Raw genomic sequence first — 14,353 nt, forward strand, 5'->3', positions numbered from 1 at the left:
GGCAATTTGGTCCCTACGTCACGGATCGGAGCACTATGGAACCCTTCGCGTCTCTGCGCATCGCCAGCTATAATATCCAGAAGTGTGTCGGTCTCGATTTCCGCCGCCAACCACAGCGAATCCTTCAGGTCATCGAAAGCATGAAGGCGGATATTGTTGTGTTGCAGGAGGCCGACAAACGGTTACCACCGCGACCTGCTGCGTTGCCTCATTTCATGCTGGACGAAGCCGGATGGCAGGTGGCCGATCTAGGTGGGGCAGGCAGTTTGGGATGGCACGGCAACGCGGTGATCTATCGCGGCGACGCGGTCTCGCTGCGGCAAACGGCGCACCACGATTTGCCAGGTCTGGAACCCCGCGGCGCGGTTAGGGCCGAGTTCGACACCCGGATCGGCCCATTGCGGGTCATGGGCATGCACCTTGGTCTTTTGCCGGCCTCTCGGCGATTGCAGATTATTCATATCCTGCGGTGTGCTGCTGAATTGGACCAAATGTCCACAGTCTGGGCCGGGGATTTCAATGAATGGTCTCGCCAGCCCGTGTTGGATCATCTGGCACCTGATATGCGCTTTCTGCCTCCGATACCAAGCTTTCCGGCCGCGCAGCCGCTGGGCGCGCTGGACCGGATTGCGCTGGGGCAGGGGGTCGAGGCACTGGCGCATGGCGTGCAAGGAGACCGCCCGGCGCATATCGCGTCGGACCATTTGCCGATCTGGGCCGACCTAAGGCGCGCGGCGTAACGCGCAAATCGCCTGTGGCGCCAGCCGCGCAGACAGTTTAAGACAGAAGCCCGAATATGTTCTTGGGGTCAAAATGTCCGATACGATCATCTCTCGTTGCGAAGCCAAGGGTCTTCGCATGACGGGCCAGCGCCGCACGATCGCGCAGGTTTTGCAGCAAAGCGAAGATCACCCCGATGTCGAGGAATTGTATACGCGGGCCTCGCAGGTCGATTCGGGAATTTCTATCGCAACGGTCTACCGAACGGTGAAGCTGTTCGAGGAAGCGGGCATTCTGGAGCGTCTGGAATTCGGCGATGGCCGCGCGCGATACGAGGATGCTGAGCGTGACCACCACGATCACCTGATCGACATGCAATCCGGCAAAGTGATCGAATTCGTCGATCCTGAAATCGAGGCGCTGCAGGAAAAAATCGCGGCCAAGCTGGGGTATAAGCTCAAAGGCCACCGGCTGGAACTTTACGGCGTCCCGCTCGAGCAGGACTGAACCATCACGAAATGCGAACGATCTGCGCACGGGATATCATGAATCCGGCGTGGATAACGCTTGCCAGATCGTCCGGCTTCGGCTTTTGGTGAAAGCAATAGCGGCAATTGAGGCCGCAGAACTCCGCGGACAAGAAAATGAACAACGTGAACGGTATTTTACTGGTCGTTGGCGCTATGGCGGCCTTTGCGCTTGAGGATATGTTCATCAAGCGTCTTTCGGTCGTCGTGCCGACCGGACAGATCATGGTGTTGCTGGGCCTGGTTTGCGGATTGATTTTCGCCGCCATGGCCGTTGTCACGCGCAAACCGATCTTCGATGCGGCGGCGTGGCAACCCCTGCCGTTGATCCGAGCCGCCAGTGAGGGCGTCGGGGCAGTGACCTTTGTGACGGCGCTTGCCTTGGTTGAGCTGTCCACCGTTGCCGCGGTCTTTCAGGCGCTTCCGCTGGCGGTGACCATGGGTGCGGCGTTGTTTCTGGGTGAACATGTCGGTTGGCGGAGGTGGAGCGCCATTGGTGTGGGATTCGCCGGTGTTCTTATGATCATCCGCCCCGGCCTAGAAGGGTTCCAGCCGGAAACTCTGTTTGTCGTGGCGAGCGTCATCGCTATTGCCGCCCGCGACTTGATCACCCGCCGTCTGGACGCGCGGGTTGCATCGGCTGTGGTCGCGTTGCAGGCCTATATTGCGGTCACTCTGGGCGGGCTGGTGCTGATTGTCTTTTTTGCCCAGCCGGTCGTGCCGTTTGGTGCAACGGAAGTCGGACCGTTCCTTGGTGCGGTCGGGTTCGGCGTTCTGGGATATTACGGTATCGTCACCGCAATGCGGATCGGGGACGCCTCTGCGCTGACACCCTTTCGCTATACACGGCTGATCTTTTCAATGGCTGCAGGCATGTTGATGTTTGGCGAACAGCCCGACGTGGTGACGATGGCTGGGGCCACATTGATCATCGGTTCGGGTCTGTACACATTCCTGCGCGAACGCCGTCTTGCACGCGAACTGCTGGTCGCCGCCTGACGGATCGTCGCAGGTTTGCGCAAACACTTACCGACACCTGCGTTAGCGGTAACATGGGCGGTTTACTTTTCGTGCCGTGCTGCTATGACGCCTGCAACGGAACGCAGCCACAGGGACGGGCCTCATGAGCACCATCATCGACATCCACGCACGCGAGATTCTGGACAGCCGGGGCAACCCGACCGTCGAAGTGGACGTGATTCTGGAAGACGGCACCATGGGCCGCGCCGCTGTACCGTCGGGGGCGTCAACCGGCGCTTATGAGGCTGTCGAAAAGCGCGACGGTGACAAGTCCCGTTACTTGGGCAAGGGCGTTCTCGAGGCGGTCGCCGCCGTAAACGGAGAGATCGCCGAGGAACTTGTGGGCTTTGATGCGACCGAGCAGGTCGCCATCGATCAGGCTATGATCGAACTCGACGGGACCGAGAACAAGGGCCGTCTGGGCGCAAACGCCATTTTGGGCGTCTCGTTGGCGACCGCAAAGGCGGCCGCAGATTTCACCACGCAGCCCCTGTTTCGCTATGTTGGTGGCACGTCGGCGCGGGTTCTGCCGGTTCCGATGATGAACATCATCAACGGTGGGGAACACGCCGATAACCCTATCGACATTCAGGAATTCATGATCATGCCGACTTCGGCCCGCAATATCCGCGAGGCGGTGCGTATGGGGTCCGAGGTATTCCACACGCTGAAGAAAGAACTGTCGGCGGCGGGTCTGGCCACCGGTGTGGGCGACGAAGGTGGTTTTGCCCCGAACATCGCCAGCACCCGCGAAGCTTTGGATTTCATCCTGAAATCCATCGAAAAGGCGGGCTACAAGCCGGGTGAGGAAATCCATCTGGCTTTGGACTGCGCAGCGACCGAATATTACAAAGACGGTAAATACGTTCTGGCGGGCGAGGGCACGACCCTGTCGTCCGAAGAAAACGCGGCTTATCTGGCCGCTCTGGTCAACGACTACCCGATCATCTCAATCGAAGACGGCATGTCCGAAGATGATTGGGACGGCTGGAAAGCCCTGACGGACGCAATCGGCGCCGAGGTCCAACTGGTCGGTGATGACTTGTTTGTGACCAACCCTGAACGCCTGGCCGAAGGGATCGACCGTGGATGCGCGAATTCGATGCTGGTGAAAGTCAACCAGATCGGATCGTTGACCGAAACCCTGCGCGCCGTCGATATGGCGCACCGTGCAGGTTATACCAACGTGATGTCGCACCGCTCGGGTGAAACCGAGGATGCGACGATTGCCGATCTGGCTGTCGCAACCAACTGCGGACAAATCAAAACCGGATCATTGGCGCGGTCGGACCGGTTGGCCAAGTACAACCAACTGATCCGTATCGAAGAAGCGCTGGGAGAGGTCGCGGAATACGCGGGCGCGTCGATCCTCAAACGCTGACCCGCATCAACAGTGTCGCAAGGTCCCGGTCGCAAGCTCGGGACCTTTTTTCTTTGCGTATGTGCCAAACCGTCTAAGCTGGCCGTGGAATCACGGGTCGGGTTCCGATTTCCCTGCCCGAAAATTGGCGGAGTTCTTGATGATTACGTACAAATATTTTTTCGCTTCAGCGGCGCTGATTGTTCTACCGCAGATCGCTGTTGCTGACAGGGCACCCGACGCCATATGTCAGAAGATGGTCGAAGGAGACCCCAGCGGACAGATCACGATGGAGGAATGTTTGTGCACGTATAACGTGGCAGACACGGTGCTGGACGACGACATCAAGGCGCTGCTTTTTGAGTCGTGGTACACCGGTGAAAACGTCACTGACCGACTGAATCAACTTCCAAACCCGAAAAGAGTCAAAAAACAGTTCGGAAAGATGGACCGCACCATGCGGGTGAATTGCTAACGATTTCTTTGGTTTATCGCGCATTTGCACTCAATATGCCTCACGTCGGCTAACAAAAGTTGAATTATGTGTGAACTTGTTCCTACAAGGCGCACCACGTCACCCGTATTCTGCAGGCATAGCAGAAAGGAGAACGTGATGTCTGCTTCAAGATTCCTTCTCGTGATTTCAGTGCTTTCCGCTGGCTTTCTGGCCGCGTGTTCCGAGCCTGGCACCTACCCGATCACCGGGATGGAAGTCTCTCAGGACGACCCGGTGAAGGAAATGTACAACCCGAACCTGATTTTCCGCGGAGAATCCCGCTAGAGCGTTTTGCTCATCAAAGAATAGCGGTCGCGCAACCTGAAACCTGATCGAAGATACAGCTTTTGCGCGGCCTCGTTGGTTCTGTCCACTTCCAGATGAAGGGCGGTTAGGCCCGCCCCGGCCAGTGCTTTGGGTAGATCGTGCAGAACTTCGGTCGCGATGCCGCGGCCTCGGACAGCGGGGCGGACATAGATTTCGTCGACAAACGCGTCCATTCCGCCAAACTCAATCGACCAGCCAAAAGTCAGTATGATATAGCCCAGCGGCGCGCGCCCCGGGCCTATCAGATAGACGCATCCGTGGGGAATACCCTCCAGCAACGGTGCAATCGCGTTCCGGCGTTGGTCGTCTTCCTGCGATATCCCTTCTTCCGAATGAAACGCTGCGACCAGCGCCATCAGGCGGTCCATATCCTCGGGGCGGGCCAGGCGGAGTGCGGCGCTCATAGCCGGGCCAATCGTTCGGTGAGAAGGTTGAAGAACCCATTGGCGTCCACGTCGCCCATGAACATGGCATTGGGTGCGCGATCCGTGACCCGCCACCAATCGGCGACAGTCATGCCTAGCGTCAGTTCGGACTGGGTTTCGATCTCGACATTGATGTGCCGACCCGAGAACAGTTCTGGCTGGATCAGGTATGCGGTCACGCATGGGTCGTGCAGCGGCGCGCCTTCCGATCCATATTTTTCCTTGTCGAAACGTTCGAAGAAATCGGTCATCTCGGCAACGGCGTGACCGACTTTGCTGTTCAAAGCGCGGAATGCATCATTGCGATGAGGTGTAACCAGCGCGTCGTGGGTGACATCCAGCGGCATGACCACGATGTGAATGCCGGATTTGAATACGATATCAGCGGCTTCAGGGTCGACATAAATGTTGAATTCAGCCGCAGGGGTGATGTTGCCAACCTCGAAATACGCCCCGCCCATCAGCACGATTTCCTGAACCCGGTCGACGATATCCGGAGCCTTCTGAAACGCAGTTGCGATATTGGTCAGTGGTCCCAAAGGGCAGAGTGTGACGGTGCCCGGCTCATGCGAACGCAGTGTATCGATGATGAAATCGACACCGTGACCCTTGGACAGTGGCATTTCGGGTTCCGGAAGCACCGGTCCGTCCAGTCCGGTTTTGCCGTGAACGTGTTCGGCGGTGACCAGGGGGCGATTCAATGGGCGATCACATCCGGCATAGACTGGGACATCCGTATGTCCGGCCAGCTCGCACACAATGCGGGCGTTCTTGGCAGTCAGTTCCAGAGGTACGTTTCCAGCGACTGCGGTGATGCCCAGAACCTCAATCTCGTCAGGGCTGGCAAACGCCAGCAGGATCGCGACAGCGTCGTCCTGACCTGGGTCCGTGTCGATGATAATTTTACGAGGGGGCATGGTCTTCTCCGGGGGTCTTGAGGGTCGGACACTGGCAAGTGTTAACGCCCTTGTCCACCCGTTTTACGTGTCTGCAACGGCGCTCACCGGCGGGAGTTTGCCATTGGCTCGATGCTCTTCGATCTTCACTTCGTCCCAAAGGGCATCCATCTCGGCCAGATCGCTTTGGCTGGGCGTTTTGCCCCGTTCGGACAGACGTTCTTCGACCCTTTCAAAGCGTCGGGTGAATTTGGCATTGGTGCGGCGCAGGGCGGCCTCGGGTTCGATGCCCAGATGGCGGCCTAGGTTGACCATGACGAACAGGAGATCCCCGAATTCGTCCTCCAGCGCGTCGGCATCCATGCTGTCACGCGCCTCTTCCAGCTCGGCGGCCTCTTCGGTGATCTTGGCCAGCACATGGCTGGCATCGGGCCAGTCGAACCCCACGCGCGCGGCGCGTTTCTGCAGCTTATGGGCGCGCAGCAGGGCGGGCAGGTTCGAAGCAACACCGTCCAGCGCGCCTTTCTGTTCCTTACCCGCGCGTTCAGCGGCTTTGATGGTTTCCCAGTCCAGTGTCTGCTGCTCTGCCGACTTATCGCGGGATTCGTTTCCGAACACATGCGGGTGCCGGGCGACCATCTTGTCGGACATGGTGCGCACGACGTCTTGGAAGGTGAAATGCCCAGCCTCTTCAGCCATTTGCGCGTGGAAGACGGATTGGAACAGCAGGTCGCCCAATTCTCCTTTCAACTCGTCATAGGCCTCGCGTTCTATGGCGTCGGCGACCTCATAAGCCTCTTCGATCGTATAGGGGGCAATGGTCGAAAAATCCTGTTCGATGTCCCACGGGCAACCGTTTTCGGGGTCGCGCAACCGGCGCATGATCTCCAGCAGGCGTTCAATGCCAGCGTCGGTATCGTGGATCAGAGGATTTTCGGCCATTGCGAACCCTTTCGTTCCGGTGTCAGATGCATCCATCCCGCAGTCCCGATCAGGAGTCCAGCCCAGATGCCCGTCGTCAACCGAATTGCCGATTACGCCGCCGATATGGCCGCATGGCGCCAGCACCTGCATACGATCCCCGAGTTGGAGTTCGAATGCTATGAGACCGCCGCCTTCGTGGCCGAGCGTCTGCGTGAATTTGGCGTGGATGAACTACATGAGGGCATCGCCAAGACCGGTATGGTCGCGATCATCAATGGGCAAGCCGAGGGTCCGACGATTGGCCTGCGCGCGGATATGGATGCCCTGCCGATAACAGAAGAAACGGGTCTGGACTATGCCTCGACAAACCCCGGCAAGATGCATGCCTGTGGCCATGACGGCCACACCACGATGTTGCTGGGCGCGGCCCGGTATCTGGCGGAAACGCGAAACTTCGCGGGTCGCGTGGCGCTGATCTTTCAACCTGCCGAGGAAGAGGGCGGCGGTGCAGGGGTGATGGTCGAAGAAGGCATCATGGAGCGGTTCGATATCTCTCAAGTTTACGGGCTGCACAATGATCCCGGTAATGCCGAAGGTGCGTTCCACACCACGCCCGGGCCGATCATGGCGGCGGTAGACACCTTTGAAATACATGTTCAGGGCGTCGGTGGCCACGGAGCCATGCCGCACCAGACCAAAGATCCGGTCATGGCGGCCTGCGGCATTGCGCAGGCGATCCAGACAATTGTCAGTCGAAATCACTATGCGGTGGACGACCTTGTGGTATCGGTTACCCAAATCCACGCGGGGACCGTGAATAATGTAATCCCGGATACGGCCTATCTGAATGGGACGGTCCGAACATTTGACCCTTCCGTACAGAAGATGGTCATGGAGCGGATGGAACAGATCGTGGCAGGGCAGGCGGCCTCGTACGGCGTTGAAGCAACGCTGGATTATCAGGTGGGGTATCCAGCGACGATCAATGACGCAGACAAGGCCGCGTTTGCGGCTGAGGTCGCGCGCGAAGTGTCCGGCCCCGAACGCGTTGTCGACAATATGGGCCGCGATATGGGGGCCGAGGATTTCTCTTACATGTTGCAGGCGCGGCCTGGGGCTTATCTGTTCCTTGGGCAGGGCGACAGCGCGGGCCTGCATCATCCGAAATACAACTTCAACGACGAGATCGCCCCGGTCGGTGCGTCGTTTTTTGCGCGCATCGTCGAAACGGCGCAGCCGCTGGGGTAACGAGGGTAATATGGCACTGGAAGACGCAAAGACTCAGGTGGACGAGGCGTTCACCAATCCCGATCTCAAAGGCTTGTCGTTTGAAAATACATTCGGCGGCGCGACCTCGTTCCTAAGACGGCTTTATACCAAAGACCTTAAAGGTGTGGACATCGCCGTCACCGGGGTGCCCTTCGATCAGGCCGTGACCAACCGACCCGGCACACGTCTTGGCCCCCGTGCCATTCGCGAGGCCAGCGCGCTGCAATCCCCCGATGCGCCTTATGGCTGGCCGTTTGATGCGCTCAGCGAACTGGCCATCGTGGACTACGGCGATATGGCCTATGACTATGCCAATATCCCGGCCTTTCCGGATACTCTGACCGATCACATCAGCACCATTCTGGCCGCCAATGTCGCTTCGGTCACGCTGGGTGGGGATCACTATATCAGCTTTCCGATCCTCAAGGCTTATGCCGAGAAATACGGGCCGATGTCGCTGCTGCAGTTTGATGCGCATACAGACACCTGGGCCGACGACGACATGTCCCGCGTGGATCACGGAACGATGTTCTACAAGGCCGTGAAGTCCGGGATCGTGGACCCGAAACGCTCGGTTCAGGTCGGTATCCGCACGACCAACGAAGACACGTTGGGCGTCAACATCATCGACGCGCGAGAGGTTTATGAGTCCGGTCCCGCCGCAGTGGCGCAAAAGATCAAAGGTATTCTGGGGAACAGTCCCGTCTATCTTAGCTTTGACATCGATGGCCTGGATCCGGCCTTTGCTCCCGGCACCGGAACCCCGGTCTGGGGCGGGTTGAGCTCGATCCAGGCCCAGATCATCCTGCGCGACATTGCGGGGATAAATATCAAGGGCGGCGATGTGGTCGAGGTCTCTCCACCCTTCGATACGTCCGGAGCAACGGCGATTGCAGGCGCGCATGTGGCGACACAGATTATTTGCCTGCTGGGATGGAACAAGCTGGTAAAGCCTTAACCTTTGGTTAGGCATAATTCCGGTATGTGCTTGGTGCAGTGACCGGATCGGAGTGAGGACCAAATGACCCAATTCAACCAACCGATTGGCGGCAATGATCTGGCGCGGTTTTCGGGGCCGAATACGTTCATGCGCCTGCCGCAGGCGGCGTCGCTTGAGGGGCTGGACGTGGCCGTATTGGGCATTCCCATGGATATCGGTACCTCGTGGCGATCCGGTACGCGGTTCGGGCCCAAACAAATCCGAAGCGAAAGCGCGATGATCCGGCCCTATAACATGGCAACATCCGCATCGCCCTTCGACTGCCTGCAGATCGCGGATATTGGAGACCTGGCGATTAACACGTTCTCGCTGGCCGAGAGTTTGAAGATTATCAAGGACAGCTATGATGGCATTCTGAACCAGAACGTCATTCCGGTTGCGATGGGGGGCGATCACTCGATCACACTGCCGATCCTGCGCGCCGTCGCGGCCAAACGCGGTCCGGTTGCTTTGGTCCACGTAGATGCCCACGCGGACGTGAATGATGAAATGTTCGGCGAGAAAGAAACCCATGGCACCGTCTTCCGTCGCGCCTATGAGGAAGGGTTGATCGTGCCCGACAAAACCTTCCAGATCGGCATTCGCGGGTCGGGTTATGCCTCAAGCGATTTTACCGAGGCCAAGGACTGGGGATTCCGGCAGTTTCCGGCCTGGGAGTTGTGGCAGCAGAACCTGACCGAGGTTGGATCGCTTGTTCGAAAAACCATTGGCGATCACCCGGTCTACATCACGTATGATATCGACAGCCTTGATCCGGCGTATGCCCCCGGCACTGGAACGCCCGAAATCGGAGGGTTGACGACCCCCCAGGCGCTGCAATTGATCCATGCTCTGGGCGGGATGAATATCGTGGGTTGCGATCTGGTCGAGGTGTCTCCGCCTTATGACCCTTCTGGCAACACGGCGCTGACTGCGGCGAACCTTTTGTTTGAGATGCTATGTATTCTGCCGGGCGTGACGTCACGTTAGCGCGGGCGTTACGGTCTTGTTCCACTGCCTGAACCGAATAGGTTTTCACAAGCATGAGGTTGGGGATGAAGAAAATGATTGTGTTGCTGCTGGTCGCGGGCGTGATCCTGATCGGAGCCTATGTCAGACTGGCGCCATCCGACCCGGCGAAATGGCATGTTGCTCCGATTGCCGAAGCTGATCGCGACCTGCGGGGCGGTGTGATCCGCATTGTCGATGCCGGTCCGGACGGTTTGAAAAAGTTCGACACCATCGCACGGGCTGCGCCGCGAACCTCGGCTCTAGCAGGCTCGGTCGACGATGGGATGATCACTTACGTGACGCGGTCCCGTGTCATAGGCTTTCCCGACTACACAACGGTTCAGCAGGACGGTGATATTCTGCGTATCCACGGACGCCTTCGTTTTGGTCGTTCAGATTTTGGGGTAAACCGAGACCGTGTTGATGGGTGGCTTGGCGCGCTTCAGCCCTGAAGACAGGCAACCTTCCTGAACTTCCCGCCACATTGGAACGTTCAAAGACATCTGGCATTGCGCCGTAAACATTCGGCCATCGACCTGCAGGCAGATCATCTCGCCCAGTTCGATGCGTGTCCCGGATGTATCGGTGCAATAGCAATCGCGAACCTTGCCGTCCGGGCCGACATAGTCTGCCGTGGCAGGCACTGCAATCAGCGATAATACGAAAACCAACCCCTTCATGTTGGGCACCTTAGCACACGGTCGGCCCTTGACCAAAGCCCCGGATTAAGAGACACCGCCCGGATGATCCCCGAAGAACGCCTTGAACAGATAACCCAGCGATTCCAATACCTCGAAGCGGCCATGGCCGATGGAGCTTCGGGTGGGGATATTGCGGCATTGGCCAAGGAATATTCGGACCTCAAGCCGGTGGTCGATCAAATTATGGCCTGGCGTCAGTTGGTCGTCGATCTGGGCGAAGCCAAAGCGATGCTGTCCGACCCGGACATGAAAGAACTGGCCGAGGAAGAAATTCCCGCGTTGCAGGCCCGCATCCCCGAGGCCGAGCATGCCTTGCAACTGGCGCTGCTGCCCAAGGACGCGGCAGATGCACGCCCGGCGATGCTGGAGATTCGCCCCGGAACCGGCGGCGACGAGGCGGCCCTGTTCGCGGGCGATCTGTTGCGCATGTACCAACGCTATGCCGAAGCGCACGGCTGGCGCTTCGAGATCATCGAGGAGCAGGCCTCGGATCTGGGCGGCATCAAAGAGGTCGTGGCCCATATCAAAGGGGACAACGTCTTTGCCCGCATGAAATACGAATCCGGGGTGCACCGCGTTCAGCGCGTGCCCGAAACGGAAAGCGGCGGGCGTATCCACACCTCGGCAGCCACCGTTGCCGTATTGCCCGAAGCTGAAGACGTGGACATCCAGATCGATGCGAATGATCTGCGGATTGACACGATGCGCTCATCCGGTGCAGGCGGGCAGCACGTAAACACCACGGATTCCGCGGTTCGCATCACTCACCTGCCAACCGGCCTTGTGGTGACAAGTTCCGAGAAATCCCAGCACCGCAACCGTGAAATTGCGATGCAGGTGCTGAAAACGCGGCTCTATGATCTGGAACGCCAGCGGATCGACAGTGAACGGTCTGCGGATCGGGCCAGTCAAGTCGGGTCGGGCGACCGATCCGAGAGGATCAGGACCTATAATTTCCCGCAAGGTCGAATGACAGATCATCGTATCAACCTGACGCTCTACAAGCTGGACCAGGTGATGCAGGGGGACTTGGATGAAGTGATTGATGCGTTGACCGCAGATGATCAGGCCCGCCTGTTGGCCGAGATGACGCAATGATCGCGGCACTGACAGCTGCGCAGGCGATGGTTGCTGCAACGGCACGCCTGCGGGCCGCCGGAGTGGCCGACCCGGCGCGCGACGCGCGGGTATTGCTGGCGCATGCGGCGCGTATAGAAGCCAGCCGCGTCACACTGATCGCGCCCGAAGAATTACCGCCCGATATTGCCGAACGCTACGAGCAATTGATTTCTCTGCGCGCCATTCGCGTTCCGGTCTCGCATCTTTTGGGCGAGCGTGAATTCTACGGTCGGCGCTTTCGCGTTAGCCGCGACGTGCTGGACCCCAGGCCTGAAACTGAGGCTTTGATCGAGGCGGCGCTGAGCGAGCCGTTCGATCACATACTGGATCTGGGCGTCGGCTCGGGGTGCATCCTGATTACCTTGCTGGCCGAGCGCGCCAGTGCAACAGGTTTGGGGATCGACCTGAGCGAATCTGCCTGCCTGCAAGCAAGCGCCAACGCTGTTCAGCATCAGGTTCAGAACCGGGTTGAAATCCAGCGCGCCAACTGGTTCGAAGACATTGACGGTAAGTTTGACCTTATTGTTTCCAATCCCCCCTATATTTCTCTGGCCGAGATGGACGCTTTGTCCCCGGAAGTTCGGGAACATGAGCCACGAATGGCGCTGACCGATGAGGGGGATGGGCTGGGTGCGCATCGCCGGATTGCAGCAGGCGCGCCTGATTTTCTGATGCCGGGCGGGCGGCTAATGGTAGAGATCGGTCCGACGCAAGGCGCGCAGGTATCCGCGCTATTTGACGCAACCGGCTTGGTTGAGGCCCGGATCATTCCTGACCTGGACGGCCGAGATCGTGTTGTTTCCGCCAGAATGCCGCGGTGACGGCACGTTCTGAGGCCGAAAAGTGCCGATTGATGCAAAAAAGCGTCGAATTTTGGGACAAAGCCCTTGTCTGGACGCGCAGGACGTGTTTACTCAAGTCTAGTCAGAGAGGTTGACGCTGGTTCAGCGGGCCCCTGACGCCAAGCCCAAAAACGTCGACATCGCGTCACAGCTAAAGCCTTTGAGCAGTGTAAGACGCGGGTTGATCGACAGTGTAAGACAAGGCTGACGTAAAGTAAGATGAGATCTTCCAAATCCCGCTCGCGGGCCAAGAACAACCGCAATCGTCCTTCCGGCGGTAACGTCGTAAACCGAGTTTTTGACAGCTCGGGGCCAGAGGGTAAAGTGCGTGGCACGCCCCAGCAGATCATAGACAAATACAATCAGCTTGCGCGGGACGCGCAGTTGTCCAACGACCGCGTGGCCGCTGAGAATTTCCAGCAACATGCCGAACACTACCTGCGCTTGCTAAGCGAAGCGCAGCGCGAGATGGAGGCGCGTCGGGAGGAGCAAGAGCGGCAGAACCGCGAACGCCAGGCCGAGCGTGACCGTGAGCGCGCCGAGCGCCAGGAGCGCGAGGCAGCGCGCCAGGCCGATCCGGCAGAGGCGCCACAGCCAGATGTGATGGGGTTCTCGGCTGACGATGCTGCACGGGAATCGGGTCTGGTGGAAACGCCCGAGAACAAAGGGGCCGAGGCTGCTCCTGAGAAAAAGGAAAAGCCGGCCCGGAAGCCGCGCGCGCGAAAGCCCAAACCGGCACCGGACGCAGCAGACGCCCCAGCGGACAAGGGCGACGCGCCCGAGGCGGCCGAGTAAGTTCCAGGCAAATCCTAATAAGCAAGGCCTCGGGTGTTTCCGGGGCCTTTGTTGTTTCAGGGGGCTTTGATGTTGCGGGCAAGCGCACAGAACGCCTCGAGCGGAACCTGTTCCGCGCGTTCCGTGGGCTGAATACCTGCGGCCAGCAATCGATCTTCGATATCCGGTGCGACACTTTTCAATGAGGCGCGCAACATTTTTCGCCTTTGATTGAACGCGGCAGCGACGACGCGGGATAGGGTGGCGGCATCTGCGTCAAAGCGTGGCGCGGGCAGGGCGGTCAAATGAACCACAGCGCTGGAAACCTTGGGCGGCGGGGTGAACGCACCGGGCGGTAAAGACATGGCAATGCGCGCTTCGGCCCGCCATTGCGCGAGAATCGCCAGACGGCCATAGGCCTTGCTGCCGGGCTGGGCGACGATGCGCTCGGCGACCTCGCGCTGGAACATCAGCGTCAGGCTTTGCCAGAAGGGCGGCCATTCGGGTGGCGTCAACCAGCGCACCAACAGCTCGGTTCCGACGTTATAGGGCAGGTTGGCGGCGACGCGGATCGGCGGCGTCAGATGGGTCAGGGGGTCGATTTCCAGCGCGTCGCCGTTGATGACCTCAAGCCGACCGGGATAGGCCGAGGCGATATCGTTCAAAGCAGCAATGCAACGGGTGTCTTTTTCGACGGCCACCACCTTGCGCGCACCTTCGGACAGTAGGCCGCGTGTCAGACCGCCGGGTCCGGGACCGATTTCGAGCACATCACACTGGGTCAGGTCTCCGGCCTGACGTGCGATTTTGGCGGTCAGGTTCAGATCCAACAGAAAGTTCTGACCCAGGGATTTGCGGGCCGACAACTGGTGCGTTGCGATGACGTCGCGCAGCGGGGGAAGGGTGTCGATGGCGCTCATGGTACTATCGTGACGTGGATTGGCGGTCGCGCGCCAGAGAATT

The 14,353-nt window shown here is 59.1% G+C and carries 18 protein-coding genes; 13 read left to right on the forward strand and 5 right to left on the reverse strand.

Annotated elements, in window-relative coordinates; all coding sequences use genetic code 11:
• Nucleotides 1–35: 35 nt before the first annotated feature.
• The 6 genes from ACR0CR_RS07925 (at nt 36) to ACR0CR_RS07950 (ending at nt 4,408) form a co-directional block, all read left to right on the forward strand.
• Nucleotides 36–740, forward strand: coding sequence for an endonuclease/exonuclease/phosphatase family protein (locus tag ACR0CR_RS07925; protein WP_480598042.1), 705 nt, complete (start codon nt 36–38; stop codon nt 738–740).
• A gap of 73 nt (nt 741–813) precedes the next feature.
• Complete coding sequence (locus tag ACR0CR_RS07930; protein WP_170653810.1) at nt 814–1,227, forward strand: Fur family transcriptional regulator; 414 nt, start codon at nt 814–816, stop codon at nt 1,225–1,227.
• A gap of 137 nt (nt 1,228–1,364) precedes the next feature.
• Nucleotides 1,365–2,246, forward strand: coding sequence for a DMT family transporter (locus ACR0CR_RS07935; protein WP_480598043.1), 882 nt, complete (start codon nt 1,365–1,367; stop codon nt 2,244–2,246).
• Nucleotides 2,247–2,370: 124 nt separating this feature from the next.
• The gene (eno, locus tag ACR0CR_RS07940; protein ID WP_480598044.1) at nt 2,371–3,648 is read left to right on the forward strand and encodes a phosphopyruvate hydratase; all 1,278 of its coding nucleotides are present in this window, start codon (nt 2,371–2,373) and stop codon (nt 3,646–3,648) included.
• Nucleotides 3,649–3,787: 139 nt separating this feature from the next.
• Nucleotides 3,788–4,102 carry a hypothetical protein gene (locus ACR0CR_RS07945; RefSeq protein WP_480598045.1) on the forward strand — a complete coding sequence of 105 codons (315 nt, stop codon included), beginning with the start codon at nt 3,788–3,790 and terminating at the stop codon, nt 4,100–4,102.
• A 138-nt stretch (nt 4,103–4,240) separates the two neighbouring features.
• Nucleotides 4,241–4,408 carry a hypothetical protein gene (locus ACR0CR_RS07950; RefSeq protein WP_480598046.1) on the forward strand — a complete coding sequence of 56 codons (168 nt, stop codon included), beginning with the start codon at nt 4,241–4,243 and terminating at the stop codon, nt 4,406–4,408.
• Here ACR0CR_RS07950 and ACR0CR_RS07955 read toward each other — a convergent pair.
• The 3 genes from ACR0CR_RS07955 to mazG form a co-directional block, all read right to left on the reverse strand.
• Entirely contained in the window at nt 4,405–4,854 is a 450-nt protein-coding gene (locus tag ACR0CR_RS07955; protein WP_480598048.1) for a GNAT family N-acetyltransferase, read from the reverse strand. The two genes, ACR0CR_RS07950 and ACR0CR_RS07955, sit on opposite strands and share 4 nt — an antisense overlap.
• Complete coding sequence (locus ACR0CR_RS07960) at nt 4,851–5,792, reverse strand: nucleoside hydrolase (RefSeq protein ID WP_480598049.1); 942 nt, start codon at nt 5,790–5,792, stop codon at nt 4,851–4,853. The genes ACR0CR_RS07955 and ACR0CR_RS07960 overlap by 4 nt, the downstream gene beginning before the upstream one ends.
• A gap of 63 nt (nt 5,793–5,855) precedes the next feature.
• On the reverse strand, nt 5,856–6,713 hold the full coding sequence (mazG, locus tag ACR0CR_RS07965; RefSeq protein ID WP_480598245.1) for a nucleoside triphosphate pyrophosphohydrolase: 858 nt from the start codon (nt 6,711–6,713) through the stop codon (nt 5,856–5,858).
• Nucleotides 6,714–6,779: 66 nt separating this feature from the next.
• Here mazG and ACR0CR_RS07970 point away from each other — a divergent pair, with 66 nt between their 5' ends.
• The 4 genes from ACR0CR_RS07970 to ACR0CR_RS07985 all read left to right on the forward strand — a co-directional run bounded on the left by ACR0CR_RS07970 (nt 6,780) and on the right by ACR0CR_RS07985 (nt 10,406).
• A complete protein-coding gene (locus ACR0CR_RS07970; protein WP_480598050.1) occupies nt 6,780–7,943 on the forward strand; it encodes a M20 aminoacylase family protein in 1,164 nt (387 codons plus the stop codon).
• Nucleotides 7,944–7,953: 10 nt separating this feature from the next.
• Nucleotides 7,954–8,922 (forward strand): agmatinase, encoded by a 969-nt coding sequence (gene speB, locus ACR0CR_RS07975; RefSeq protein WP_480598051.1) that lies wholly within the window; start codon nt 7,954–7,956, stop codon nt 8,920–8,922.
• A 63-nt stretch (nt 8,923–8,985) separates the two neighbouring features.
• A complete protein-coding gene (gene speB / locus ACR0CR_RS07980) occupies nt 8,986–9,933 on the forward strand; it encodes an agmatinase (protein WP_480598052.1) in 948 nt (315 codons plus the stop codon).
• Nucleotides 9,934–9,998: 65 nt separating this feature from the next.
• Nucleotides 9,999–10,406 (forward strand): DUF1499 domain-containing protein, encoded by a 408-nt coding sequence (locus tag ACR0CR_RS07985; RefSeq protein WP_480598053.1) that lies wholly within the window; start codon nt 9,999–10,001, stop codon nt 10,404–10,406.
• Here ACR0CR_RS07985 and ACR0CR_RS07990 read toward each other — a convergent pair.
• Nucleotides 10,347–10,634, reverse strand: a complete 288-nt coding sequence (locus tag ACR0CR_RS07990) for a hypothetical protein (protein ID WP_480598054.1) — start codon at nt 10,632–10,634, stop codon at nt 10,347–10,349. The two genes, ACR0CR_RS07985 and ACR0CR_RS07990, sit on opposite strands and share 60 nt — an antisense overlap.
• Nucleotides 10,635–10,697: 63 nt before the next feature.
• On the opposite strand from ACR0CR_RS07990, the gene prfA reads away from it, so the two are divergent.
• From prfA to ACR0CR_RS08005, 3 genes are all read left to right on the forward strand, one after another.
• Nucleotides 10,698–11,753: a peptide chain release factor 1 gene (prfA, locus tag ACR0CR_RS07995; protein ID WP_480598055.1), complete on the forward strand. Its 1,056-nt coding sequence runs from the start codon at nt 10,698–10,700 to the stop codon at nt 11,751–11,753.
• Nucleotides 11,750–12,595 (forward strand): peptide chain release factor N(5)-glutamine methyltransferase, encoded by an 846-nt coding sequence (gene prmC, locus ACR0CR_RS08000; RefSeq protein WP_480598056.1) that lies wholly within the window; start codon nt 11,750–11,752, stop codon nt 12,593–12,595. Before prfA ends, prmC begins: the two co-directional genes overlap by 4 nt.
• A gap of 240 nt (nt 12,596–12,835) precedes the next feature.
• Nucleotides 12,836–13,411 (forward strand): DUF4167 domain-containing protein, encoded by a 576-nt coding sequence (locus ACR0CR_RS08005; protein ID WP_480598057.1) that lies wholly within the window; start codon nt 12,836–12,838, stop codon nt 13,409–13,411.
• A gap of 56 nt (nt 13,412–13,467) precedes the next feature.
• Here ACR0CR_RS08005 and rsmA read toward each other — a convergent pair whose 3' ends face one another.
• Nucleotides 13,468–14,310: a 16S rRNA (adenine(1518)-N(6)/adenine(1519)-N(6))-dimethyltransferase RsmA gene (gene rsmA / locus ACR0CR_RS08010; protein ID WP_480598058.1), complete on the reverse strand. Its 843-nt coding sequence runs from the start codon at nt 14,308–14,310 to the stop codon at nt 13,468–13,470.
• Between the last annotated feature and the right edge of the window lie 43 nt (nt 14,311–14,353).

The organism is Ruegeria sp. AM2 (assembly GCF_056540685.1).

Bases quoted from the DNA above. Each gene is read 5' to 3' on its own strand.
- prfA (WP_480598055.1), top strand. From the start codon at position 10,698: ATGATCCCCGAAGAACGCCTTGAACAGATAACCCAGCGATTCCAATAC.
- ACR0CR_RS07945 (WP_480598045.1), top strand. From the start codon at position 3,788: ATGATTACGTACAAATATTTTTTCGCTTCAGCGGCGCTGATTGTTCTA.
- speB (WP_480598052.1), top strand. From the start codon at position 8,986: ATGACCCAATTCAACCAACCGATTGGCGGCAATGATCTGGCGCGGTTT.
- ACR0CR_RS07930 (WP_170653810.1), top strand. From the start codon at position 814: ATGTCCGATACGATCATCTCTCGTTGCGAAGCCAAGGGTCTTCGCATG.
- mazG (WP_480598245.1), bottom strand. From the start codon at position 6,713: ATGGCCGAAAATCCTCTGATCCACGATACCGACGCTGGCATTGAACGC.
- eno (WP_480598044.1), top strand. From the start codon at position 2,371: ATGAGCACCATCATCGACATCCACGCACGCGAGATTCTGGACAGCCGG.
- ACR0CR_RS07985 (WP_480598053.1), top strand. From the start codon at position 9,999: ATGAAGAAAATGATTGTGTTGCTGCTGGTCGCGGGCGTGATCCTGATC.
- ACR0CR_RS08005 (WP_480598057.1), top strand. From the start codon at position 12,836: ATGAGATCTTCCAAATCCCGCTCGCGGGCCAAGAACAACCGCAATCGT.
- prmC (WP_480598056.1), top strand. From the start codon at position 11,750: ATGATCGCGGCACTGACAGCTGCGCAGGCGATGGTTGCTGCAACGGCA.
- ACR0CR_RS07990 (WP_480598054.1), bottom strand. From the start codon at position 10,634: ATGAAGGGGTTGGTTTTCGTATTATCGCTGATTGCAGTGCCTGCCACG.
- ACR0CR_RS07955 (WP_480598048.1), bottom strand. From the start codon at position 4,854: ATGAGCGCCGCACTCCGCCTGGCCCGCCCCGAGGATATGGACCGCCTG.
- ACR0CR_RS07950 (WP_480598046.1), top strand. From the start codon at position 4,241: ATGTCTGCTTCAAGATTCCTTCTCGTGATTTCAGTGCTTTCCGCTGGC.
- ACR0CR_RS07935 (WP_480598043.1), top strand. From the start codon at position 1,365: ATGAACAACGTGAACGGTATTTTACTGGTCGTTGGCGCTATGGCGGCC.
- rsmA (WP_480598058.1), bottom strand. From the start codon at position 14,310: ATGAGCGCCATCGACACCCTTCCCCCGCTGCGCGACGTCATCGCAACG.
- ACR0CR_RS07960 (WP_480598049.1), bottom strand. From the start codon at position 5,792: ATGCCCCCTCGTAAAATTATCATCGACACGGACCCAGGTCAGGACGAC.
- speB (WP_480598051.1), top strand. From the start codon at position 7,954: ATGGCACTGGAAGACGCAAAGACTCAGGTGGACGAGGCGTTCACCAAT.
- ACR0CR_RS07925 (WP_480598042.1), top strand. From the start codon at position 36: ATGGAACCCTTCGCGTCTCTGCGCATCGCCAGCTATAATATCCAGAAG.
- ACR0CR_RS07970 (WP_480598050.1), top strand. From the start codon at position 6,780: ATGCCCGTCGTCAACCGAATTGCCGATTACGCCGCCGATATGGCCGCA.